The 25,071-nt window shown below is 34.5% G+C and carries 20 protein-coding genes and 1 pseudogene; 18 read left to right on the forward strand and 3 right to left on the reverse strand.

What is annotated here, in order from left to right; translation table 11 throughout:
- Entirely contained in the window at positions 1–2,427 is a 2,427-nt protein-coding gene (parC, locus tag BAQ48_RS12865; protein ID WP_071711371.1) for a DNA topoisomerase IV subunit A, read from the forward strand.
- A gap of 169 nt (positions 2,428–2,596) precedes the next feature.
- Positions 2,597–3,628, forward strand: coding sequence for an oxidoreductase (locus BAQ48_RS12870; protein ID WP_071711372.1), 1,032 nt, complete (start codon positions 2,597–2,599; stop codon positions 3,626–3,628).
- A 56-nt stretch (positions 3,629–3,684) separates the two neighbouring features.
- Here the strand turns inward: BAQ48_RS12870 and BAQ48_RS12875 are convergent, their stop codons facing one another.
- A complete protein-coding gene (locus BAQ48_RS12875; RefSeq protein WP_071711373.1) occupies positions 3,685–4,128 on the reverse strand; it encodes a VOC family protein in 444 nt (147 codons plus the stop codon).
- Positions 4,129–4,210: 82 nt separating this feature from the next.
- Between BAQ48_RS12875 and BAQ48_RS12880 the strand changes: the two genes are divergently transcribed.
- Positions 4,211–5,155 (forward strand): helix-turn-helix transcriptional regulator, encoded by a 945-nt coding sequence (locus tag BAQ48_RS12880; RefSeq protein WP_071711374.1) that lies wholly within the window; start codon positions 4,211–4,213, stop codon positions 5,153–5,155.
- Positions 5,156–5,248: 93 nt separating this feature from the next.
- On the opposite strand, the gene BAQ48_RS12885 is transcribed toward BAQ48_RS12880, so the two are convergent.
- Positions 5,249–5,842, reverse strand: coding sequence for a TetR/AcrR family transcriptional regulator (locus BAQ48_RS12885; protein WP_016086833.1), 594 nt, complete (start codon positions 5,840–5,842; stop codon positions 5,249–5,251).
- A 164-nt stretch (positions 5,843–6,006) separates the two neighbouring features.
- Here BAQ48_RS12885 and BAQ48_RS12890 point away from each other — a divergent pair, with 164 nt between their 5' ends.
- The 10 genes and pseudogenes from BAQ48_RS12890 (at position 6,007) to BAQ48_RS12930 (ending at position 17,703) form a co-directional block, all read left to right on the forward strand.
- The gene (locus BAQ48_RS12890; protein WP_071711375.1) at positions 6,007–6,900 is read left to right on the forward strand and encodes an ABC transporter ATP-binding protein; all 894 of its coding nucleotides are present in this window, start codon (positions 6,007–6,009) and stop codon (positions 6,898–6,900) included.
- Entirely contained in the window at positions 6,893–7,699 is an 807-nt protein-coding gene (locus BAQ48_RS12895) for an ABC transporter permease subunit (RefSeq protein WP_071711376.1), read from the forward strand. Before BAQ48_RS12890 ends, BAQ48_RS12895 begins: the two co-directional genes overlap by 8 nt.
- Before the next feature lie 196 nt (positions 7,700–7,895).
- Positions 7,896–8,438, forward strand: coding sequence for a sigma-70 family RNA polymerase sigma factor (locus tag BAQ48_RS12900; protein ID WP_071711377.1), 543 nt, complete (start codon positions 7,896–7,898; stop codon positions 8,436–8,438).
- 3 nt (positions 8,439–8,441) lie between these two features.
- Positions 8,442–9,440 carry an anti-sigma factor gene (locus BAQ48_RS12905; protein WP_071711378.1) on the forward strand — a complete coding sequence of 333 codons (999 nt, stop codon included), beginning with the start codon at positions 8,442–8,444 and terminating at the stop codon, positions 9,438–9,440.
- A 17-nt stretch (positions 9,441–9,457) separates the two neighbouring features.
- The gene (locus BAQ48_RS12910; RefSeq protein WP_071711379.1) at positions 9,458–10,495 is read left to right on the forward strand and encodes an LCP family protein; all 1,038 of its coding nucleotides are present in this window, start codon (positions 9,458–9,460) and stop codon (positions 10,493–10,495) included.
- Positions 10,496–10,578: 83 nt separating this feature from the next.
- Positions 10,579–10,734, forward strand: a pseudogene (locus BAQ48_RS28260) (C4-dicarboxylate ABC transporter); the annotation flags it as partial.
- A 348-nt stretch (positions 10,735–11,082) separates the two neighbouring features.
- Positions 11,083–12,786 carry a peptide ABC transporter substrate-binding protein gene (locus tag BAQ48_RS12915; protein WP_000730164.1) on the forward strand — a complete coding sequence of 568 codons (1,704 nt, stop codon included), beginning with the start codon at positions 11,083–11,085 and terminating at the stop codon, positions 12,784–12,786.
- A 303-nt stretch (positions 12,787–13,089) separates the two neighbouring features.
- Positions 13,090–14,805 carry a peptide ABC transporter substrate-binding protein gene (locus BAQ48_RS12920; RefSeq protein ID WP_000823461.1) on the forward strand — a complete coding sequence of 572 codons (1,716 nt, stop codon included), beginning with the start codon at positions 13,090–13,092 and terminating at the stop codon, positions 14,803–14,805.
- 398 nt (positions 14,806–15,203) lie between these two features.
- Complete coding sequence (locus BAQ48_RS12925) at positions 15,204–16,898, forward strand: peptide ABC transporter substrate-binding protein (protein WP_071711380.1); 1,695 nt, start codon at positions 15,204–15,206, stop codon at positions 16,896–16,898.
- A gap of 85 nt (positions 16,899–16,983) precedes the next feature.
- Positions 16,984–17,703, forward strand: a complete 720-nt coding sequence (locus tag BAQ48_RS12930) for a class I SAM-dependent methyltransferase (protein ID WP_071711381.1) — start codon at positions 16,984–16,986, stop codon at positions 17,701–17,703.
- 40 nt (positions 17,704–17,743) lie between these two features.
- On the opposite strand, the gene BAQ48_RS12935 is transcribed toward BAQ48_RS12930, so the two are convergent.
- Complete coding sequence (locus tag BAQ48_RS12935; RefSeq protein WP_000554979.1) at positions 17,744–18,142, reverse strand: hypothetical protein; 399 nt, start codon at positions 18,140–18,142, stop codon at positions 17,744–17,746.
- A gap of 136 nt (positions 18,143–18,278) precedes the next feature.
- On the opposite strand from BAQ48_RS12935, the gene BAQ48_RS12940 reads away from it, so the two are divergent.
- The 5 genes from BAQ48_RS12940 (at position 18,279) to BAQ48_RS12960 (ending at position 25,004) form a co-directional block, all read left to right on the forward strand.
- Complete coding sequence (locus tag BAQ48_RS12940; RefSeq protein WP_071711382.1) at positions 18,279–18,614, forward strand: hypothetical protein; 336 nt, start codon at positions 18,279–18,281, stop codon at positions 18,612–18,614.
- A gap of 71 nt (positions 18,615–18,685) precedes the next feature.
- Entirely contained in the window at positions 18,686–19,024 is a 339-nt protein-coding gene (locus BAQ48_RS12945; RefSeq protein WP_071711383.1) for a VOC family protein, read from the forward strand.
- Between the two features lie 256 nt (positions 19,025–19,280).
- Positions 19,281–21,377, forward strand: a complete 2,097-nt coding sequence (locus BAQ48_RS12950) for a vWA domain-containing protein (RefSeq protein WP_071711384.1) — start codon at positions 19,281–19,283, stop codon at positions 21,375–21,377.
- 72 nt (positions 21,378–21,449) lie between these two features.
- Complete coding sequence (locus BAQ48_RS12955; protein ID WP_071711385.1) at positions 21,450–24,812, forward strand: tubulin-like doman-containing protein; 3,363 nt, start codon at positions 21,450–21,452, stop codon at positions 24,810–24,812.
- Between the two features lie 57 nt (positions 24,813–24,869).
- Positions 24,870–25,004 (forward strand): hypothetical protein, encoded by a 135-nt coding sequence (locus BAQ48_RS12960; RefSeq protein WP_001116172.1) that lies wholly within the window; start codon positions 24,870–24,872, stop codon positions 25,002–25,004.
- Positions 25,005–25,071: the final 67 nt, after the last annotated feature.

Raw genomic sequence — 25,071 nt, forward strand, 5'->3', positions numbered from 1 at the left:
ATGCAAGCAGAGAAGTTTCATGACCTCCCGCTTGAAGACGTGTTAGGTGACCGCTTTGCACGTTATAGTAAATATATTATTCAAGATCGTGCACTTCCAGATGCACGTGATGGCTTAAAGCCAGTACAAAGACGTATTTTATATTCCATGTATGTAGAAGGTAATGTACATGATAAAGCGTTTCGTAAATCAGCCAAAACAGTCGGTAACGTTATCGGTAATTATCATCCGCATGGTGATTCCTCTGTATATGAGGCGATGGTACGTTTAAGCCAAACTTGGAAAGTACGTAATGTTTTAGTTGAAATGCATGGTAATAATGGTAGTGTTGATGGCGATCCAGCAGCGGCAATGCGTTATACAGAAGCCCGCTTATCACCAATTGCATCTGAGTTATTACGTGATCTTGATAAAGAAACAGTGGAATTCGTGTCAAACTTTGATGATACGAGTGAAGAACCAGTTGTATTACCAGCAGCGTTCCCGAACTTATTAGTGAACGGATCTACAGGGATTTCCGCTGGTTATGCAACCGAAATTCCTCCGCATCATCTTGGAGAAGTTATTGATGCTACAATGATGCGTATTGATAAACCGAATAGTACTGTTGATGATTTATTAACAGTTATGAAAGGGCCAGATTTCCCAACTGGCGGTATTATTCAAGGGATTGATGGGATTAAAAAGGCGTATGAAACAGGGAAAGGTAAAATTATTATTCGTGGAAAAGCAGAAGTTGAAATGATGCGCGGTGGTGGTAAACAGCAAATCGTAATCACTGAAATTCCTTACGAAGTGAATAAAGCGAACCTTGTTAAGAAAATGGATGAACTACGTCTAGATAAAAAATTAGACGGTATTGCTGAAGTGCGTGATGAGACTGACCGTACAGGTCTTCGCATTGTCGTAGAATTAAAAAAAGAAGCAAATTCTGAAGGTATTTTAAATTATTTATATAAAAATACAGACTTACAAATTCCATACAACTTCAATATGGTTGCGATCAATAATCGTCGTCCAACACTTATGACATTACCGAAAATTTTGGATGCATATATTGGACATCAAAAAGAAGTTGTTACGAGACGTTCACAATATGAATTACGAAAGGCAGAAAACCGTCAACATATTGTAGAAGGTTTAAAGAAAGCATTATCGATTTTAGACCAAGTAATCGAAACAATCCGTGCTTCTAAAGATAAGCGTAATGCGAAAGATAATTTAAGTGCGAAATTTGGTTTTACAGAAGCGCAAGCGGAAGCGATTGTATCCTTGCAATTATATCGTTTAACGAATACAGATATTACAGCACTACAACAAGAAGCGGATGAGCTTAATAAGAAAATTATAGAACTACAGTCGATTTTACAAAGTGAAAAAAGATTACTTCAAGTCATTAAAACAGATTTAAAGAGAGTGAAGAAAACATATAGTGATGATCGACGTGCTATTATTGAAGACCAAATCGAGGAAATTAAAATAGATGTAGAAGTGATGATCCCACAAGAAGATGTCATCGTTACTGTAACGAAAGAAGGATATGTGAAACGTACTGGATGGCGTTCACATAATGCCTCAAATGGCAAAGACTTCGGTATGAAAGAGGGTGACATCTTACTTGAACGATTCGATACGAATACGACAGAGACAGTCCTCTTATTTACGAATAAAGGAAACTATATATATCTGCCAGTATACGAAATGCCAGATATTCGTTGGAAAGATTTAGGTCAGCACGTTGCTAATATCGTTTCACTCGACCGAGATGAAACAATTATTTGGGCAACGGTCGTACCGAACTTTGAGGAAGAAAAGCGATTTATCGTATTTGTAACAAAGAATGGTATGATTAAGAAGACGGAATTAAATCAATATAAAGTACAGCGTTACTCCAGAGCGTTTGTTGCTGTAAACTTGAAAAAAGATGATGAAGTTGTCGATATATTTGCAACAGATGGAACGAGTGATATCGTTCTTGCTACACACGGTGCATATGCACTTATTTTCCATGAAGATGAAGTAAGTCCAGTCGGTGTAAGAGCCGCTGGTGTGAAAGCAATTAATTTAAAAGAAGATGACTATGTTGCTTCTGGTAAACCATTAAATGGTGACAAAGATCAACTTATTCTCGTAACGCAGCGCGGTGCTGTAAAACGCCTAAAAGCATCAGAAATTGAGAAATCAACGAGGGCGAAGCGAGGTCTTGTTATTTTCAAAGAGTTAAAACGTAATCCATACCGTATTGTCGGTATTGAAATTGTTAGAGACGATGAACTAGTTTACATGAAGACAGAGAAACATATCGTAGAAGAAATTGATCCGAAAGCGTATCGAAATAAGGACCGGTATAGTAACGGTAGTTTAGTACTAGATGTTAATGATACTGGTGAAGTTATTGAAACGTGGACGAAAAAACGACCGGAATAAAAAAAGCATCTTGCCATGAATAATGGCAAGATGCTTTTTTCTAGGCAATTTATTATGTAAATAATAATAATCTTGTTATAATAACTGAATGAAATCGTTCTCATAAAGTGAAACTTTAATCAGTGGGGGTCTTACTGCCCACAAATAGCGGGACAACTGGAGGGGCAACATGAAAAAAATAGGTGTAGGGATTGTAGGGTTTGGATTTTCTAGTACAACATTTCACATCCCATTATTACAAACGATAGAAGAATACGATATTCGTGCCGTATTATCTTCAAAAGAAGAGATAGTAAAAGAAACATTACCGAATGCTAACGTCGTTAGTACAATTGATGAATTGGTGAAGCGGGCTGATATTGACTTAGTGGTCATTACTTCACCGAATACAACTCATTTTCCATATGTAAAAGAAGCAATATTAAACGGTAAGCATGTTGTTGTAGAGAAACCATTTGTTGTTTCAATTGAAGAAGGGGAAGAACTTATCGCATTAGCCAAGCAGCATAATGTCGTATTGAGCGTATATCATAATCGTCGTTTTGATAATGATTTCTTAACGATAAAGAAATTGTTAGAAGACAATAGACTAGGAAATATATACGCATATGAAGCTCATTTTGATCGTTTCCGTCCTAATGTACGCGATCGCTGGAGAGAAAAGAATTTACCAGGATCAGGTATACTATATGATTTAGGTTCGCATTTAATTGACCAAGCATTATCATTATTTGGGAAACCAGATGCGATAAGTGCAGATGTGATCAAACAACGACCAGGTGCAGAAATTGATGACTACTTCCATGTTATACTTCACTACGGTGTGAAACGTGTCACTTTACATAGTAGCAGTTACGTAAAGCAAGCAGGTCCACACTTTACACTGCATGGAGATAAAGGTTCTATCGTGAAATACGGTATGGATTCACAGGAGGAACAATTAAAAAATGGAATGAAGCCAGGCGATAACAGTTATGGAGTAGACGCTGAAGAGAATTTTGCTACTTTAGATGCTGAAGAAAAGCTAGAGCGTATTCCGACAGAAGTTGGCTGTTATGACATGTATTATAAAGGTGTAAGAGATAGTATTGTAAATGGTGAGAAACCACCTGTAACAGCGCAAGAAGGCTTAGAAGTTATTCGACTTATTCAATTAGCAATTGAAAGTAGTGAAACGGGTAGAGTCATTCCTATAAAATAAAAAAGACACGAATTTCGTGTCTTTTTTATTAGGAATATGTGAATATGGCAAATTATTTAGTTTAGTCGTTTGTCATACATTAACTGGATTTGTATGCCGTAAGGATCTTCAATAATCCCATATGCTTCACTAAATATATTTTTTTCTAGCGGAGAGAGTATCTTCACGTTCTTATCGGAAATTAAATTATTATAAAATCTTTGTATTTCTTCTAAATTAGCGCTTTGAATGCAAAGTGACATATTATTTCCAACGTTATAACGTTCCTTAGGATTCATTGTATCTTCTGCTATCATTAGCTTTGTATTCCCAATTTGTAAAACAGAGTGAGCAATATGATCTTTATTTTCACTTGTAATTTTAAAAGAACGATCTCTTTTGGCTAGTTCTTCATACGTAACACTCATTAACTGCTTAGCTTCTAAATTGCGTGTATAAAAATTAATTGCCTCCTTTGCATGCCCATTCATGGAAAGAAAAATAGCTATTTCTAATGTCATAAATATATAACTCCTTTATTAGTTAATAATTATAATATAGACTAAAAAGGTTTCAATACATGATACCTTTAGGGAGGGAAATATGAAAAAAACGGAACGAATTAATGATATGCTTATTTTCTTAAATAATAAAAGGCATTTTAATTTAAAAGATTTAATGGTTAAATATGATATTTCTAAAAGTACAGCTTTACGAGATATTCAATCATTGGAAGAAATAGGTGTACCAATATATTCTGAATTAGGTAGAAATGGAAGTTATAAAATTATAGAAAATAGTGTGTTATCGCCAATTTATTTTAGTGCGGATGAAATGTATGCGTTATACTTTTCGATTCTTACATTAAATGGATACAAGACAAAACCATTTAATATAGAAAGTATTGCGCTTGAAAATAAATTTAAACATGTATTACCTGATAATGTGAGTAAAAATATTTCAATTATGGAACGAACGCTTTCTTTTGAAGTAACAAATCATAGTAATTTTAGTCCGTTCTTAAAAGAAATTTTACAGGGGATTTTTGCTGAGCGAGTTTATAATTTAACATATTTAAAAAAAGATGTGGAGAAAGTATTGGTCGCCCAATTTATTCGAATTGAATCTAAATTTAGCCAGTGGTATGCTAAAATCTTTAACTTTGAGACAAATCATGTTCAAATAATTAGATGTGATAAAATTCTTTTTATTGAGGAAACAAGCAATACGAATCCCAAAAATCTTGAAGAGTTGTTAAGTTATCTTACTAATTTTCATAGAAAGCCTGATGCAACTGATTTTATTGTCATTGTTAATCAAAAAGGAAAAGACATTTTTGATAAAGAGAATTATCCTTCCATGAAGATGCAAAAAGAAAATGAGAATTATAGTATAACAGGCTATTTTAACAAACAAGAAGTTGAGTTTATTTCAAGTTATTTTCTGAATTTCGGTGAAACGATTCTCTCCATTCAGCCTGTTATGCTAAAAGAGTTAATCTATAATAAGGTATTATCTATAAAGCAGCATTTAACTTCTTTAAGATAAAGTTAGTTTTAGTCATTTTTTGACATGAAAAAGCCCTTGAGATTTAAATGTCCAAAGGGCTTTTTTGTGATTTTATTTGTTTTTTAGGAAAAATTATTTTTCTGGGACGGATAGTCCATAAAAGAACATCGTAACGATATCTTGTATATGTTTTTCGCGATCTCCTTCAAGAAGCTGTGCCCCAAAATCATCACCTAATTTAGTAAACATTTGAATGTAAAGTAACATCATTTCTTTAGTAAGATGAGGATTAATTTCATTATTGCGCTGTGCTTGTTCTAATATTTCTAAATACCATGGCAGTATTTTTTCATTTTGATAACTATAAATAAACTCTCGGAGAATTTCATCTCTTTGCATCATTTGTAGTAACATATCAGGCTGAAATAACCCGCCAGTATTCATTTTTCTTACAATCATTTTTTGCATCATATCATGAAAAGGTAATTTTTCTTCAGCAAGCTCTTTATAATATTGAAATTCAGATATGATAAATTCTTGTATAAGCTCCCTAAATAACGCATCTTTACTTCCAAAATGATTATAAATGGTAACTTGAGAAACGTTAGCTTTTTTTGCAATATGTTCTATTTTCACTTCATTAAATCCACGTTCTGAAAATAATTTAAAGGCCGCATCTTTAATGGCACGTTTTTTCTTTTCTTTCACTTTTTCAAAGCCGTTCAATACAATCACCTCAATAAAAATATACAAGAAAATATAGGTGAAAACAATATTTTTGAAATATGGACATATAAATATTTCAAAAAGTTGTTGCGAATATGAAAGATGAGGAGTACAATAATTTTGAAATATCATATATTAAATATTTCAAAAAATGAGGTGGAATTATGATTTCAGTTCAAAATGTCACAAAACAGTTTTCAAATGGAAAAGGTTTGTTTCATATAACCTTTGATGTAAAAGAAGGAGAAGTTTTTGGCTACTTAGGACCAAATGGTGCCGGGAAATCCACAACAATTCGTAATTTAATGGGATTTATAAAACCGACAGATGGAAAATCATCAATTTTCGGATTAGATTGTTGGAATGAAGCAGCGAAAATTCAAAGACAAGTCGGATATTTACCGGGAGAAATTTCTTTTATTGAAGGAATGAACGGATTAGAGTTTTTAAAGTTAATGCAAGGAATGCGCGGGTTAAAGGATACGAAAAGGCGAGATGAACTAATAGAACGTCTGCAATTCGATGTGAAAACACCGATTCGAAAAATGTCTAAAGGAATGAAGCAAAAAGTAGGAATTGTTGCTGCTTTTATGCATGATCCGGAAGTGTTAATTTTAGATGAACCGACATCAGGACTCGATCCACTTATGCAGCAAGTGTTTATAGATTTAATATTAGAGGAAAAGCAAAGAGGAAAAACGATTCTTATGTCTTCACATATATTCACGGAGATTGAGCGTACATGTGACCGAGTAGCGATTATTAAAGATGGGCGCCTTGTAACAGTTGAAAATATTCATGATTTACAAAGCATGAGACGACAAGTGATAGATGTAACAGTATCGTCGCAAGAAGAAATTGAGTCTCTTACAAAGTGTGATTTGCAATTTGAAGTGGTGAAAGGTAGAGAAGCATCGATTATTGTACAAGGAAACTATCAAACGGTTTTACAAACACTTTCAAACTATAATGTAACGGCACTTCAAACGAGAGCAATGGATTTAGAACATTTATTTATGCATTATTACGATAAGAAAGAAGGGGTAAAGCATGAATAAGCAATTGTTTTTAGCTAGTTTGAAAGAGACACAAAAAAGTATTTTGAGTTACGCAACTGGTGCAGCTCTTTATTTATGGTTATTAATTTGGATATTCCCTTCAATGGTATCAGCGAAAGGGTTAAATGAATTAATAAGTGCTATGCCTGATAGTGTGAAAAAAATTGTTGGTATGGAAAGTCCAATTCAAAATGTGATGGATTTTTTAGCTGGTGAGTACTATAGTCTATTGTTTATTATCATATTAACAATTTTTTGCGTTACAGTTGCGACACATTTAATGGCACGGCATGTAGATAAAGGAGCGATGGCATATTTATTAGCGACACCTGTATCTAGAGTACAAATTGCAATCACGCAAGCTGCTGTTCTCATATTGGGACTATTGATTATTGTATCCGTTACGTATGTAGCGGGTATAGTAGGGGCAGAATGGTTTTTACAAGATAATAACTTAAATAAAGAACTATTTTTGAAGATAAATATAGTCGGGGGGCTCATATTTTTAGTTGTTAGTGCGTATTCGTTTTTCTTTTCTTGTATATGTAATGACGAAAGAAAGGCACTTAGCTATTCAGCAAGTTTAACTATTTTATTTTTCGCATTAGATATGGTAGGGAAATTAAGCGATAAGTTAGAGTGGATGAGAAATATATCATTATTTACGCTATTTCGTCCGAAAGAAATTGCTGAAGGAACGTATAATATATGGCCGGTAAGTATAGGGTTAACTGCTGGAGCACTTTGTATTTTCATCATAGCGATTGTAGTGTTTAGGAAGAGGGATTTACCGTTGTAAAGTAGAAAGTCCACTGAGAAAGTGGGCTTTTTTCATTTGGAAATTTCAACTGATATGTTTCTTGTGTAGCATTCTAAAAAGGATATTTACCTTTTTGTTTACAAAAATATTCGAAAAATTGAACCTTTTCATAGGCTCATCCGTCTAATACATGTAAAGTTAAATTTGAAGTGAGGATGAAACAGGAGGAGCAATTGTGAAAGTAATCCCTTTATATAAAATGATTGTAAAAGAAGAAACGGGTGTTTCTTTAGCGAAAAAAGGTGATCATGAAGCGTTTATGGCGCTTATACATACAGAAAAAGTGAAGATGTATCGTATTGCAAAGGCTATGTTACGAGATGAGCCAAATATAGAGGATGCGATACAGACAACAATTTTAAAAGCCTATGAGAATATAAAAAAATTAAAAAAAGAAGAGTTTTTTCAAACTTGGTTAATTCGAATTTTAATGAATGAATGTAACAATATTATTAGAGCGTATAAAAATGTAATTGTGACAGAAGAGAATGATTACAATATGAGTGCGTGTGATCAGTATGAAGATATAGATTTGTGTAATGCGATTCAATCGTTACATGAAGAGCTAAGAGCTGTTACGGTTCTTTATTACTATGAAGATATGAATCAAGATAGTATTGCGAAGCTTTTAGAAGTACCAAAAGGAACAGTGAAATCGAGATTGTCACGTGCGAGGGAACAACTGCAAAAACGATTAAAGATGGAAGAGGGGGTGTAAAGGATGGATAATGAAAAATTATTTGATGAGAAATTAAAAAAAAGAATAAAAGAAGAGAATGTTATAGTGCCGCCAGAATTAAATGAAAAGATTAATGGTACACTACATAATCTGCCGGTAAAAAAGAAAGATTACAGAGTGTATACGATGGTTATAAGTGTTGCTGTTCTAGTGCTTTCAATTGTATCTATGTCTGAGTTTTCTATACAAAGCTTTGCGCAAAACGGTGGAGTATTTGAATATGTAAAGAAAAAGGCATTTTCTGATTACGAAAATGAAGAGGAAATAAAGTCGAACGTAAATTATCCAGATAAAGAAAAGATTCATCAAAAGATGCTTGATTCAATTGATCATTTTAATAATATTTCAGGACAATTTGAGGAGTACTCTAGCTCTTCAAGAATCGCTACAACATATAAATATGCAATTGATACAGGAAAGCAAAGAGGTATCTCTTCTAAAGAAGATAAACTATCGAAAAAACGAACGCTTATATATAACGAGGGCAAGAAAAAAGAATTTGATGACGAGAAGTATACATATAAAGAGACAAAATGGATCCCGAAAGAAAGAAACAATGAACTATTAAAATTAAATCCTACGGAAAGGTTATTGAGAAAATCAGGTGAGAAAAAAAGATATGATGATGAATATGTGGGATTCGCGAAGTCTAGTATTCAATCAGAATTTGCTGATTTATTAATCCGATATAAAGATTGGAATTATAAAGAAACGAAGTATCTGGGACTTGATTGCCACAAAATAGAAGGGACAATAAACATAGAAATGCCTGCAAGTACATCTGAAGATTTAAGAGGGAAATTTGAAATGGTTGTAGAGAAAAATACAGGGATTATGTTGAAGTTTCTTAGTTTCCACGAAGGTATGATTCAATATTCGATTACGACCGAATGGATACAAATAGATAAAGGATTGAAAGAGAATGCATTTCAAAAGGAAAGCGCTAATTATGAGAAATTGAAAAATATATTAGATGAATAGAAAACGGAGGAAACTATATGGAGAATCACTCTTCTTCAAGAGAAAAGAAAAATAAACGAAAATATAAAAAGACAACGATAATAAGTGTATTGTTAGTAGTATTACTATTTGGCGGAGTTGGATATGGTGCTTACGTATATATGAAAACTTCTAATCTTGTACAAAAATCAAATGTTAATTTAGCACGTGGTGAAAAATCAAATTTACGTGAGGAAACTGTAAAGCCGATTACCAATAATGTTTCACTTTTAATTATGGGAATTGATGAAAATCAAGAACGACAAAAGGAGTATAATGGTGCATTTCATACAGATGCGTTATTGTTGGCTACTTTTAATAAAGACGATAAGACTGTGAAATTAACAAGCATACCACGTGATACATATACATATGTCCCAATTGAAAAGAAAAAGGATAAAATAACGCATGCATATGGAAGAGGGTTTATTAAAAATGGTAAAGATGGGGGGCCGCAAGCATCTGTTGAAGCAGTAGAAAAACTATTGCAAGTGCCAGTTGATTATTTTGTGAAGTTTAATTTCAGCTCATTTATTAAAATTGTTGATGGGTTAGATGGTATTGAAGTAGATGTCCCAGTTGAATTTACAGAACAAAATAGTAAAGATGAACCTGACGCGATTCATTTGAAAAAAGGACTACAAAAATTAACAGGGGAAGAAGCACTCGCACTAGCAAGAACGCGCCATATTGATAGTGATGCAATGAGAGGTCAGCGCCAACAACTTGTTATTGAAGCGATTTTAAGTAAATTAAAAAGTGTAGGTTCAATTACAAAGCTAGAGAAGATGGTTGAGGCAGTTGACGGTGATTTTAAAACAAATTTAGCAATGGATGATATTTTATCTTTTTATAAATATGGTTTAAATGGTTCGATTGAAAAGACTCAATTAGCCGGTGATGATCTATATTTACCTAACGGACCCAAGGGACAACCTGTATATTATTATAACCCTAATAAAAAAGATTTACAGAGTTTGAGTAATACTCTTAGAACACACCTTGGATTAAGTGAGAAGCAGATTGAGGAGAATTGAAGCAGACGTAATGTCTGCTTTTTTATCTCTTTCGGCAAGAAGACTCTATTTGATTTGTGTTACGGGTGAAACCCAACAATTCAGGTGGAGATGAATTGCCGTCAGAAGCACGTGCCATCGTTAATTTAATTGGTAACGGTGTTGCGACTGTAGTTGTTGCGAAAAGTGAAAATGAATTCGACGATGAGAAATATACAACAGTAGTAGAGCAAATGAAAAGAGAGAAAATGGCCGGATAAAAAGTCAGCATTGCTGGCTTTTTTATTTTTGCAGGAAAGAAATTTCTAAAAATATACATTATTTATTAACAATAACTTATAGAGATTTAAGTTATAAATATAATAAACACTATTAAAACGGTACATTTGCATGAATAGGAAATAGAATGTGAATAGTATATGGAATTTTTATGAATATTACTGTAAAAAAATAATTTTTTAAAAATTTTTAATAATAATACTTTACAAAATTCAAAAAATTAGTAGAATAAGAATTAATAAGAATCGTCTGATAAATATATAAAGAAAAACAGAATTATCAGAAAATTCTTGAATAGGTATCGTTTAGAATTAGGGAGGGTACAGAAAATGAAAAAGAAACAAATGAAAAAACTAACAGCAGTTGTAGCACCAGTTTTAGCAATGAGCATGGCGTTAACAGCATGTTCTACATCAGGTGGAGATAAGAAGACAAGCACAAATTCTAGCTCTAGTGGAGATAGTAAGTCAGGGGAAAAATTAGCAGCAAAACAAGTATTAAATCGAACAGTAACACAAGAGATTCCGACAATGGACTCTTCAAAATCAACTGATACAGTATCTTCACAAATGCTAGGGAATACGATGGAAGGGTTATACCGTCTCGATAAAGACAATAAGCCAATTCCAGCGGCAGCAGAATCTAGCACGAAAAGTGAAGATGGTAAAAAATATACGTTCAAACTACGCAAAGATGCAAAATGGTCAAATGGAGATCCAGTAACTGCGAAAGATTTCGTATACGCTTGGCAACGTCTATTAGATCCAAAAACTGCTGCTGAGTATGCATTTATCGCATTCCCGATTAAAAATGCAGAAGTAGTTAATAAAGGAGAAAAACCTGTAGCTGAATTAGGCGTGAAGGCGGTAGATGATCTGACGCTTGAAGTTGAGTTAGAGCAAGCAGTACCGTACTTCTTAAACTTAGTAGCATTCCCATCATACTATCCATTAAACGAAAAGTTCGTTAAAGAAAAGGGCGAGAAGTTCGGTTTAGAGTCTGATACAACAGTCTATAACGGACCGTTCGTTCTTAAAGATTGGAAGCATGAACAAGGATGGCAATTAAAGAAAAATGATCAATATTGGGATAAAAAGACTGTAAAACTTGAAGAAGTTAACTTTAGTGTTGTTAAAGAGGCTGCAACTTTAGTCAATCTATATGATAGCGGTCAAGTTGACTTTGCTTTATTAAATGGAGAGTTCGTTGATAAATACAGAAGTAAGAAAGATGAATTCGGAACATATTCACAAGTGAGTACGTACTTCATTCGTATGAACCAAAAACGTGATGGACAAGATACGCCATTAAAGAGCAAAAAATTACGTGAAGCAATTGCACTTTCAATTGATAAAAAGAATTTAGCAAACGTAATTTTAAATGATGGATCAAAAGAAATTGACTCTTTAGTACCAAAAGGCTTAGCAGCTGGACCAGACGGTAAAGACTTCCAAGAAACATTTAAAAATGGTTTGAAACCAGATGCGAAAAAAGCTGCTGCAGCTTGGGAAGAAGCGAAAAAAGAACTTGGAAAAGATCAAGTTACAATTGAATTCTTAAACTACGATACTGGTAATGCGAAAAAAGTTGGAGAATACATTAAAGACCAGATTGAGAAAAACTTAAAAGGTGTAACAGTTAACATTAAGCTTCAACCATTTAAGCAAAAACTAAAATTAGAATCTGAGCAACAATATGATATTTCGTATGGTGGTTGGAATCCAGATTATGCAGATCCAATGACATTCTTAGATATGTTTGAGTCTAAGCATTCTCACAACCAAATGAGCTTCTCTGATCCTAAATATGATGAAATGGTGAAGAAGGCTGGAACGGAATTAATGAATGATGCGAAAAAACGTTGGGAAGAGCTAGGGAAAGCTGAAAAAACATTACTTGAAGAAGATGCAGCGATTGTACCTTTATACCAACGTGGAGATTCTTATGTTTTACAACCAAATGTAAAAGGTGTAGTAAAACATAATATCAGTCCAGAATTCAGCTTTAAATGGGCATATGTAACTGAAAAATAATAGTGATTCAAAAGCATTTCAAAGCGGCTATGCTACTTTGAAATGCTTTTTTTAGTGTGCTTAAAATATTAATTTTTAGTGCAGTTAAATAGAGAAGAATAAGGCCTATAGTGTGTACATATAGTAGATGGGGGATAAATTATACTAAATTACGAGTTAAAAAATCAGAATATTTAAAATAAAACTATTTACAAATGCGGGAAAAAGAGTAGAATAACATTAGTTGTAATTTTCTGAAAATAAATATTAACTAGGGGTCTCTCAAAGTTTGGTAATGTACGTATAATTAGGGAGGATACAAAAATGAAGAGAAAAAAGATGAAAAAGTTAACGGCAGTTGTAGTACCGGTTTTAGCGATGAGTATGGCATTAACAGCATGCTCTGGGTCAGGTGAGGGAAAGAAAACGAATACTACATCTAATAGTGGGGAAGAAAAAAAATCTGATATTAAGTATGCAGCGAAACAAGTATTAAATCGTACAGAAAATCAAGAAATTCCAACGATGGACACTTCTAAATCTACTGATACGTTAGGTGCACAAATCTTAGGAAACACGATGGAAGGATTGTATCGTCTTGATAAAGATAATAAGCCAATTCCTGCAGCAGCAGAATCTAGTACGAAAAGCGAGGATGGCAAAAAATATACATTTAAACTACGTAAAGACGCGAAATGGTCGAATGGTGATCCTGTAACAGCGAAAGATTTCGTATATGGATGGCAGCGCTTACTTGACAAAAATACAGCAGCAGAATATGCGTTTATTGCCTATTATATTAAAAATGCAGAGGCAATTAATAAAGGAGAAAAACCTGTAACAGAATTAGGGGCAAAAGCGGTAGATGATTATACATTAGAAGTAGAATTAGAAAAGCCAGTACCATATTTCTTAAATTTACTAGCATTCCCATCATATTATCCGCTAAATGAAAAGTTTGTAAAAGAAAAAGGCGATAAGTTCGGTTTAGAAGCAGATACAACGGTGTATAATGGGCCATTCGTTATGGCTTCATGGAAACATGAACAAGGGTGGCAATTGAAGAAAAATGATAAATATTGGGATAAAAAGACTGTGAAACTAGAAGAAATTAATTACAGTGTTGTAAAAGAAGTTGCTACGAAAGTAAATTTATATGATACAGGATCGATTGATTTTACATTACTATCAGGAGAATTCGTAGATAAATATAAGTCGAATAAAGATGAATACGGTGAGTATGCAGAATCAAGCACATTCTTCTTACGTTTAAATCAAAAACGTAACGGACAAGATACGCCATTAAAGAGCAAAAAGCTTCGTGAAGCAATTGCATTATCAGTTGATAAAAAAGGCTTGGCGAATGTAATTTTAAATAATGGATCAAAAGCAACGGATCAATTAGTTCCAAAAGGGCTTGCATCAGGACCAGACGGTAAAGATTACCAAGATACATTTAAAAATGGCCTGAAATATGATCCGAAAAAAGGCGCAGCAGCATGGGAAGAAGCGAAAAAAGAACTTGGAAAAGATCAAGTTACAATTGAATTGTTAAGTTATGATGATGGAGTTGCGAAGAAAATCGGAGACTATGTAAAAGATCAAATTGAGAAGAATTTAAAAGGCGTAACGATTAATACGAAAATTCAGCCGTTCAAACAAAAGTTAAAATTAGAGTCAGCTCAAGATTATGAAATCTCTTACGCTGGTTGGAGCCCAGACTATGCGGATCCAATGACGTTTATTGATATGTTTGAATCGAAGAGCCCATATAACCAAATGAGTTATTCAAATCCAAAATACGATGAAATGGTAGGGAAAGCAGGTAATGAATTACTGTCTGATCCGAAGAAGCGTTGGGAAACGTTAGGAAAAGCAGAAAAATTATTCCTTGAAGAAGATGCAGGATTAGTTCCTTTATATCAAACAGGAAGATCGTATGTAATGAAGCCAAATGTAAAAGGAATTGTTAAGCATAACATTAGTCCAGAATATAGTTTTAAGTGGGCATATGTAACTGAGGATGGCGGAAAAAAATAATATGAAAGCATTTCAAAAGTGGCTGAGCTGCTTTTGAAATGTTCTTTTATATGTATAAGAGAATAGAGTATGTTTTGAAAGCGATTTCAAAGCATCGCTGTAGTGGTGTTCAGTAACGGTTATACATGAATAAAACAAATATAAAATTTAGTAATAGAGAAGAATAAGGGTAGCCATGTATACATATAGTAGATGGGGGATAATTCGTCTAGTAATAATAGTAAAATAACAAGTTGATAGTATTGAAAAGTGAAAAAATTTAGAAATTTTACAAAACTACTTTACAAAACGTGAAAAAATAGTAGAATATTAATTAATAAGAATTTTCTGATAACGAAAGTTAGCAGAGAATTTCTAAATGTTAATATCGTACATATAATTGGGGAGGGTACAAGAAAATGAAGAGAAAAAAGATGAAAAAATTAACAGCGGTCGTAGCACCAGTTTTAGTAATGAGTATGGCATTAACAGCTTGCTCTGGATCAGGGGAAAAAGACAAGGCAAGCACAACACCGAAAAGCGGTGAAAAAGAAGGTGGAAAATTAGCAGCGAAGCAAGTACTGAATTTAACAGAGGCTCAAGAGATTCCATCTATGGATTCTTCGAAAGCGACAGACCAAGTATCGTTTCTTGCTTTAAACAACGTAATGGAAGGTTTATATCGACTTGATAAAGAGAATAAAGCAACTCCAGGGGTTGCTGAATCATATAAAAAGAGTGATGATGGCAAAAAGTATACATTTACATTAAATAAAAATGCGAAATGGTCGAATGGTGATCCTGTAACAGCGAAAGATTTCGTATTTTCTTGGAAACGTGCGGTAGATAAAAATACAGCAGCGGAATATGCATACATTATGTTTGATGTAAAGAATGCAAAAGCAATTAATGAAGGAAAAGCACCGCTTGATACGTTAGGTGTAAAAGCGGTAGATGATTACACGTTAGAAGTTGAATTAGAAAATCCAGTTCCTTACTTTGTAGAATTAACTTCATTCGGAACATTCTATCCGTTAAATGAAAAATTCGTAAAAGAAAAAGGTGAGAAATTCGGTTTAGAAGCAGATACAACGCTATACAACGGACCATTTACATTAACAGACTGGAAACATGAAGAAGGTTGGAAATTAAAGAAAAATGCACAATACTGGGATAATAAAACAGTTAAGTTAGAAGAAATCAACTTTAACGTAGTAAAAGATAGCGGCACACGTGTAAACTTATATGAAAGTGGACAAATTGATCGTTCTGGACTTGTATCTGAATTTGTTGATAAGTATAAATCGAATCCAGATTTCTATACACAAAAAACACCTTCAACATTCTTCTTACGTTTAAACCAAAAACGTGGTGGCCAAGATACAGTGTTAAAGAACAAAGATTTACGTTTAGCGATTGCGAAGGCGTACGATAAAAAAGGTTTAACGAATGTTATTTTAAATGACGGCTCGACACCTGCAGATTACTTAGTACCAAAAGAATTTGCTAAGAGTCCGGACGGAAAAGACTTCCGTAAAGAAAACGGTGATATTTTAAAAACTGATGTGAAAAAGGCAAAAGAGCATTGGGAAAAAGCGAAAAAAGACCTTGGAAAAGAGCAAGTAACAATTGAGCTATTAAACTATGATAGCGATAATGCGAAAAAAGTAGGGGAGTTCCTAAAAGGGGAGCTTGAGAAAAACTTACCAGGCTTAACAGTGAATTTGAAAAACCAGCCGTTTAAACAAAAATTAAAATTAGAGTCTGACCTAGATTATGATTTATCTTATGCTGGTTGGGGACCTGACTACTTAGATCCAATGACATTCATTGATATGTTTGTTACAGATGGACCTCATAACCAAACTGGATACTCAAATCCGAAATATGATGAAATTGTAGCAAAAGGTAAAGGTGAGCTATTAACAAAAACAAAAGAACGTTGGGATAGCTTACTGAAAGCTGAGAAAATGCTACTTGAAGACGCAGCAATTGCACCATTATATCAACGTGGTGATGCAATCGTTCAAAAAGCAAAAGTTAAAGGTATTGTTCACCATCCAGTTGGTGGAGATTACAGCTACAAATGGGCATATATCGGTGATGAAAAATAAGATGAAGGGCGCACATAATGCGCCCTTTTTTCTATGCACTTTTCTTCTTTCCACGAATATATAAAATAAAAAAAGGGAGAATCCGATGAGACGAAACGTATATATAGATTTTTTAGCTTATTACGGAATAGGTAGTGCTCATCCTGGTGGTTTTACATTAACGAAACAATTGTTAGAACAACTACCTCTTAGACATGAAGCGAATGTTCTTGAGATAGGTTGTGGCACTGGAAAAACAGCGGCGTATATGACAAAAAGATTTGGTTATAAAGTAACAGCGGTTGAAAAGAATGAAATTATGATTCAAAAGGCGAAAGATAGATGGATGTTTGAAGGATTGAATATACAATTAATTCAAGGGGATGCAGAACAATTACCTTGCCTAAACGATTCATTTGAGTTTGTACTTGGGGAATCGATACTCGCTTTTACAGATAAAGAAAGAGTTATCTCGGAGTGCTATCGTGTATTGCAGAAGAGTGGCAAACTTGTTGTTATTGAAATGATTATTGATACACATATTGAGAAAAAAGAGGAAGAAAAAATTACCCAGTTATATGGGATGAAAGAACTATTAACTGAGAGAGAGTGGGTACAATTATTTCAAAAAGCAAATTTTAAAAGAGTTAAAATTGCTGGCGGTGGAACAATTGCAGAAACGATCTCTAGCTACACAGAAGAGCCAGAATGGAATGTATCATCATATATTCCAAATGATTTATATGAGGCGTGGGTACAGCATGAACATGTAAGACTTATGTACCAACATGTTTTAGGTCATCGCATATTTATATGTGAAAAGTAAAGAAAAAGAGTTGGTTGTCTTTAGCCAACTCTTTACTATGTTAAATGAAAAATAATGCAGCTAAAGTAATTCCGAAGATAAAACCAAATCCGAGTTCAACGCCCCAGCCACAACCACGGCCGCCCCAGCCGTCTCCGCAACCACAATTACCGCAACCACGACCTCCACAGCCACAGCTACTGAATCCGCCACCACAACCAAATCCACAGCTATCACATCTGCTAAGACCACCGCAAAGGTCACAACCACCGTTTGCATATGCGTTATAGTATCCGAATCCTGTATCAAAAGATGAGCGTTGTTGCATTGGTTCAATCCATACAGAGTCTCTTGTCACATCAATTATTTTTCCTAAATGAACACGTCCATCCCGGTCTTCAATCCGAACAACTTTTCCGAAGTACCGCTGACATGTATCATAACATTTTTGTCTATGCATGTTCTTTCCTCCTTCCGCATTACAGTAATACGATATGTAAAGGGGACAAGTGCGGCTTGTACGAATGACCTATCTATCATAATTGTTATGTGAAAGGGGGAATATAGGAAAAGGATATAGTAAGGAGGAAAAGGCAATGAAATCTACAGATCAGTTTCAGACATACGAAGTACCGTGGGAAGCATTTATTGAAGCATTACGAGATGAAATGAAAAAACAAGTAGGGGCAGATATTATTGATACGATAGTTTGCAATTTAGAAGATGGATTTGAAGTGTATACATATGTGCAGGGGGACTTGGATTTTGAATATAAGGAAGCGCTGGAAAGGAAATATGGGAGCGATGCAAAAACTCCTAATGTGTTAACGATTATGTTATTAGCTAGTATTTATAGTACGAGTGAAGAGAATATACGCTTACATGCGGATCATAAAGAGAATCCGGTTGTTGAAGTGTATGTGAAGCAATGAAACACGCTGTGAAAGGCGTGTTTTTTATTTGTATGATAAAATGTTAGAAAATTAAGAAAGAAGGTGTTGGGTTGGGAATTAAACATCTTAATTTAACAGTTGCAGATGTAGTAGCTGCGAGAGAGTTTTTAGAAAAGTATTTTGGTTTAACTTGTAGCGGAACAAGGGGAAATGGCTTTGCGGTTATGCGTGATAATGATGGATTTATATTAACGTTAATGAAAGGGAAAGACGTACATTATCCGCAAACATTTCATGTAGGGTTTCCTCAAGAAAGTGAAGAACAAGTAAATAAGATGAATCAAAGATTGAAGGAGGATGGATTTTTGGTCGAACCTCCTAAACGTGCACATGCGTACACGTTTTATGTTAAAGCACCTGGTGGATTTACAATTGAAGTGATGTATTAATTTAAAATCGAACTTTTTGTTATGTGTTTTCAATATGAAAAGTAGGAAAAGTCTGCTTTAAGTGTAGAACTTAAACAGGCTTTTTTACTTATATAATTGGATAAGTAATGGTAGAAAAAATATTACCAAGTGTATATTACTGTTTACATAATAAAGTTATGATAGGTTAGTTGTCCTAAAATACAAGTCATATATCTTGTTTCCTCTCATAAATTTAAACATAGGAATTTGTCTACAAAGGTGGCGAAGCCTCATCATGAAAATCCGAATTTGTGCCACGTTCATGTTGTTTCTATTTATATGTTTACCTTTATCAGCTTTTGCAAAAGGAGAGGAGGCAAAGGAAAGGGTCGTTTCACTTGTATATGACGATTCGGGCAGCATGAGAAATAACGATCGCTGGAAATATGCCAATTACGCTTTGCAAAGTTTGGTTGCGCTATTAGATGAAAAAGATACATTTTCTTACGTTCCAATGAGCAAGCCGAATGATCCATTAAACATTTCGTTAACGAAGGATAAGAGACAAACAGAAATTGAGGGAATTGGAGCATGGAAAACGTATTTAAATACTCCGTTTAGCGCAGTAGAAACGGCAATGCAATCTATAAAAAAGGAAGCAGATATAGATGGAAAACGTGAATTTTGGCTTATTGTCTTAACTGACGGGGCATTTAATGATTTAGAAAAAGATAAGATTGGTGGAAAAGAACAAATTACACAGAAGTTAGCACAGTTTAAGAAGGAAATGGATGTAAAAAAGATATCGTTACATCCAATTTTAATTACGATGGAAGAGGATTTAGGAAAACAAGAAAAGGAGCAACTAAATACGTTTAAGGAAATATGGAAGAAAGAGATAAATGGAGTTACGATGCCATCTAGTGGAGAGGATGGTATTGTAAAAAGCGTCAATCAAGTGGCAGCATTAGTTGCAAATCGTGATCCGTTTTCCTCTGTTGAATCAATTGTAAAAACGAAAGTAGTAGGGAAGAAAGTAGAGATTACAACACCATTTCCGTTAAAGCGTATGACGCTTGTACGACAATCGCCTTCTTTATCTAATTATCAGGTCACACAAATTTCTAAACCATTACAATTACAATCTTCTTTTTCCATACATGCACCAGGCGAAGCGAAATTGTTCGGAAATATAGTTCATATCAGTACGGAAAATGAGGAAGTTATTAAACCAGGAACTTATACGATAGAAGTGGATCGGGACATTGAGAAAGAAGGGTTACAAGTACTAGTCGAACCGGCGCTTAACTATAACGTTTCTACTTATGACAAAGAGGATAAGAATAGAAAAAATGTTGAGGAAATGTATGAAGGTGTGACAGCTGTTATTGAAGCGAAACCTACTGAGTTGCCAGTTCAGTCTTCTTACTTCCAGGCAGAAGTAGAAATAGAGGGAAAGCAATATGCGATGAAGTGGGACGATAACAGACATGTGTTTTATTACGAAACGAAGCTTACTAAAGGATTAGTACGCGGGAAAGTTCATATGAACATAAAGGGATTTTACAGACAGACGAAAGAATTTAAAATCGAAACAACTGAAAAGCCTAAATTATCACTTCAAACTGTTACGAAAGCTTATGAAGAAAAAGTAACGAATTTAGAGAATAGTAAACCATTTATATTACAACCACAGTTAGATGATAAGCCGATGACAGAAGAGGCTGTAAAGAAACTATTAAAATCTACTGGTGTCACATCTGAACAATCAATCAACTATGAAATAAAACAACATGGCAATCAAATTTATCTTTATCCTCGACCTCATTACTCCGACACGTTCAATTTTACAGATACCGGCACCGTAGAAGCTACCATCATAGTACAGGATTCAAAGTTACAAGAAGTAAAGAAAAAAATATCACTTCATATTCAAAATGCGCCGTTCTATGAAAAGTATGCGCTTATTTTTAAGCTTGTTATTCCTATTACGTTATTACTGATAATAGTAGGAATAATCGTGTTAGGATGGATTATTCGTCCGAGGTTTCACCGGAAAGCACTTTTGTATTACGAATGGGATCAAGAGGTAGCGAAAGATTGGTTATATCAATCCGAGCCGGAATTACTTAAAAATAAATGGTGGAAACATTATTTTGGTATTCCATTTAGAGCGGAAAGAAAGACTGTTCAATCCGTTACATTTATAGCAAAGAAAGGATCGAAATCTATCTTTGTAGCGAAAGAGTCACAAGTAGTAGGAATGATTATTGATGGGATGTTTATAACAGAGGATGAGGTTGGAATAGAACATAAGACACTATATCCAAATGAACTTTTAGTAATTGATAGAGGATATGGTAAGGAGATTTACAAATACGAGTGTGAATAATAGATGGGAAAAGAGGAGCGTATTATCTTTCCCTTCTCTTTTCAAACAAGCAAGAATAGGAAGGTGGTTCACATGACGTTACAAGTTCCAACGATATTAATTGGTTTAGGTGGAATCGGTAGTACTGTGACACATCAAATATATGAAAGGCTGCCTGAGGAACGCCGAAAAAAAGTAGCAATGCACGTATTTGATACAGATGTGAATACATTGAGTAAATTTGATCATATTCGAAAGTTTAAGACGCAAACAAGTTCTAGTAAAACGCCTAGGGAGTATATTGCGGGAGATCCAACGATTCCAGAATGGTTTCCGATGGATCCAACTATACTTGATAAACCGTTAACAGAAGGAGCCGGACAGTTACGTGTCATTTCCCGTTTAGCATTACGCGCTGCGATGAAAGAAGATAAATTGACGTCCTTTTGGCAAGAAATTGAGAAGATTTTTCCGGTTACAAGTGACCAGACAGAATATGGAGTACGTGTCATTATAGTAACATCACTAGCGGGCGGAACAGGTTCGGGGATGTTTCTACAAATCGCATTATACTTACGTGAAATGCTTCGAAAAAAACTGCAGCATCACAACATTTTAATACGTGGTGCGTTTCTAATGCCGGACGTTTTAGTGAAGACGAGGACAGTTAGTGCGAAAGAGTTTGAAACGGTGCAAGCAAACGGCTATGCATCGTTAAAAGAATTACATGCCATTACACTCGGTTCTACTGGAGAATTATCAAAACGTGGCGGAGTGACGATTGAATTAGAATATCGACCCGATCAAGTAGACGAAGACGGGAGAACGAATCATACGATTAAACAACATCATTTACCGTACAATTACTGTTTCTTATACGATTACGAAAATCTACATGGACACCATCTGCACAATTTATCAGATTATATGGAGCAAATGGCAAATACTATTTATTTACAGTTATTTAGCCCGATGTCTGCAAATCATTTTGCACAGGAAGATAATCAAATTCAGCAATTAGCAGAATCGAGTGGGAAAGGGCGGTATTGCGGAGCAGGAACGGCAAAGATTATTTATCCATATGAGCACGTGTTAAAATATTGTGCTTTAAAATGGGCTGTGCAAGGTTTAGATGAATCGTGGCTTCATTTAGATCAATTGTTTCAAGAAAAGAAACAAAGATACGATCAAGATGTAAAACGTGGTATGCAGCGTGAAAAGCCAGAGCGTGGGAAGAGTTATTTAGAAGACTTAGAACATCTTGCTACTCGCCCAGAACAAGCTCATATTTTCTATAGACAAATGTACAATGAAACACGTGAAGGAGCAGAGGGAGGCAAAATCGGGGTTGCGAAATCTAAACTGTTTTTAGAGGCTGTAGAAAGTTATGTACAGCGGACGGTGCAAAAAGATGAGGAATTAAATCGCTTGCAGCACGAGTGCAAAATTTCAGCTGCGAAACTGAAAATGATGGAACAAATGAAAGGGGAAGTAGCAAGGGTTGATCATGCGGTTCGTTTATATGCGTATGCGATTCCGAGTCGTGTACATGAACATGTAACAACTCTTTTATATGACATGATTGAATCGGATCGGTTTTCACAAAGTGGATCTGAAGGACAGTCATATCAATTGAATACATGGTTTTTAAAGAAGACAGACCCTGTCCATCCAGTAGCAGCTCGTTTTATGTTATACGAAATTCGAAAGCAGTTAGTAGAAAAAATGAATCGACTCCATGAAAATAATGAACAAAAGCGTAATTTAATTCAAAACTACGATAAGAAATTTAATGTAAGTAATGTTGATGGAACGGTAACTGCTGTTCGCCGAGTAGAAATTGCTCAGCAACAAGGCTGGTTTGGAAAAATGGTTAATAATCAGCAACGTCTATTCAAAAAAGAGTTTGAAGACATCGTAACGCAATATGTACACAAATTAAATGAGTATCGTAAAGAAATGTTATTAGAACTTGTGTATCAATCACTATATCAAGCAGTTAGTAAAATGATTCAATATTGGGAAAGGTTTTTTGATAATTTACACGAAACACGTGAAAATTTATTATTTGAAATTCAAAAACGAAGTAAGGAATTTGAAGGGAAAACAAACCCAACGAATGTATACGTATTAGCTGAAGAGAAGTTGCAAGAAAAGATTTGGCAAGATATGCAGCAACATTTAAATTTAGGTGTATTACCGAAAGATATATCTGCGGAAATTTATATGAGTTTGTACGGGGAATATTGCAGGGATGCGAAAACGGAAGAGATTCAGTCGAAAAAGGTTGAAGATTTCTACCGTGAACATATACTGAGCTATTGTTATGACGAACTACAAATACGCTATCGTGATAAATTAGAGCTGAATATTGTAGAGGCATTACGAAAAGAAGCGGATTATAAGAAGCGTGATCGCGATGAATACGTCCGTGAAAAAATTGAAGACTTATTCCATTTAGCAAGTCCGTTCGTACCGAAAGTTTCCCATCATAGGGAATTACAATATTGGGGTATACATCCATCTTTAAAGAAAGAACTGCAAGAGGAATTAATTCAAGAGATGTTTAAAGAAAAAGATACAGTACATGAAGCCTTTTCGCCGTTTGAAGTAATCTGTTATCGGGCGCATTACGGCTTGTCGCTACAAGACTTTCCTAAATTATCATCAGGGCATATTGCAAACGGCTTTATGAATGATAAGGGTGACTACTTCCAATCATATTATCGCCGAGTGAACAAATTAAATAGTAAAAAATCTAGTTTGACACCGCATTTAGATAAGTATTGGCACTTACCGGCCTTTATGCCAGACTTGAATGCAACTCAAACAAAATTAGATTACGATAAATGTAATCGAGCTCTTCTATACGCGTATATGTATCGCTGGATTAGTTTAGTTGCTGTTGATGGGCAGTTTGTGTATCAATATAACGGTGTAGGACGTAGCTTCTTAATTCAGTCTATGGGAAAAAATATTTCAAGCGAAAGTTATAAACTACACAGAGCATTGCTTCATAATCCGTTCATTTATGAAAACATCTTGTCCAGGTTTGAGGAAGAACAAGAAAAAGCTATGATACAAGGTGGACATTTATATACACACCCATTCGTATTAGGGGCACAAGATGTAAGATGGCTCAGAAAAGAACACGTTCATAATCTTTTAGATATGATTTTAATGTATGACCGTGAAGCGAAATATGATCCGACGTTAGAAGAAACATCAGATGAATTATTAAGATTATTCCTTGATGAAATTGAGTTATACTTCCAAAACTATTATGGTACTGGTGCGGATATGGTTGCGAAGAAAGAAAAAGAAATGTTTATTAAACAATTGTGGGATCGTTCGTATGCGAAAGGATATGTGGATCCAAATAGTGCACCGTATAAAAAGTGGCAAAATTTATTACACGTTCACGATGAAGAAGAATCGCCAAAAACGAATGTATAATGAGTGAAAAGGGAATCCTTAAGAGTGGCAATACAACTTTAGAAAAGAGGGATTCCGATGCCATTTTTAGGAAGTGTATATCAAATATTTGGATTGTATCCAGAAATTTATTATGGGATGATTTCAGCTGAAATCGCGGAGCAACAAAGGTTGGAACAGGCGGAAAACGAAGAAAAAGAAACAGAAGCATGATTATATAGGCAGTTTCAAAATAGAAAGAGAATAACACTCTATTTGCCCTTTGAACGTATAGGAGCAA

Source organism: Bacillus luti (assembly GCF_001884105.1).
Taxonomy (GTDB): Bacteria; Bacillota; Bacilli; order Bacillales; family Bacillaceae_G; genus Bacillus_A; species Bacillus_A luti.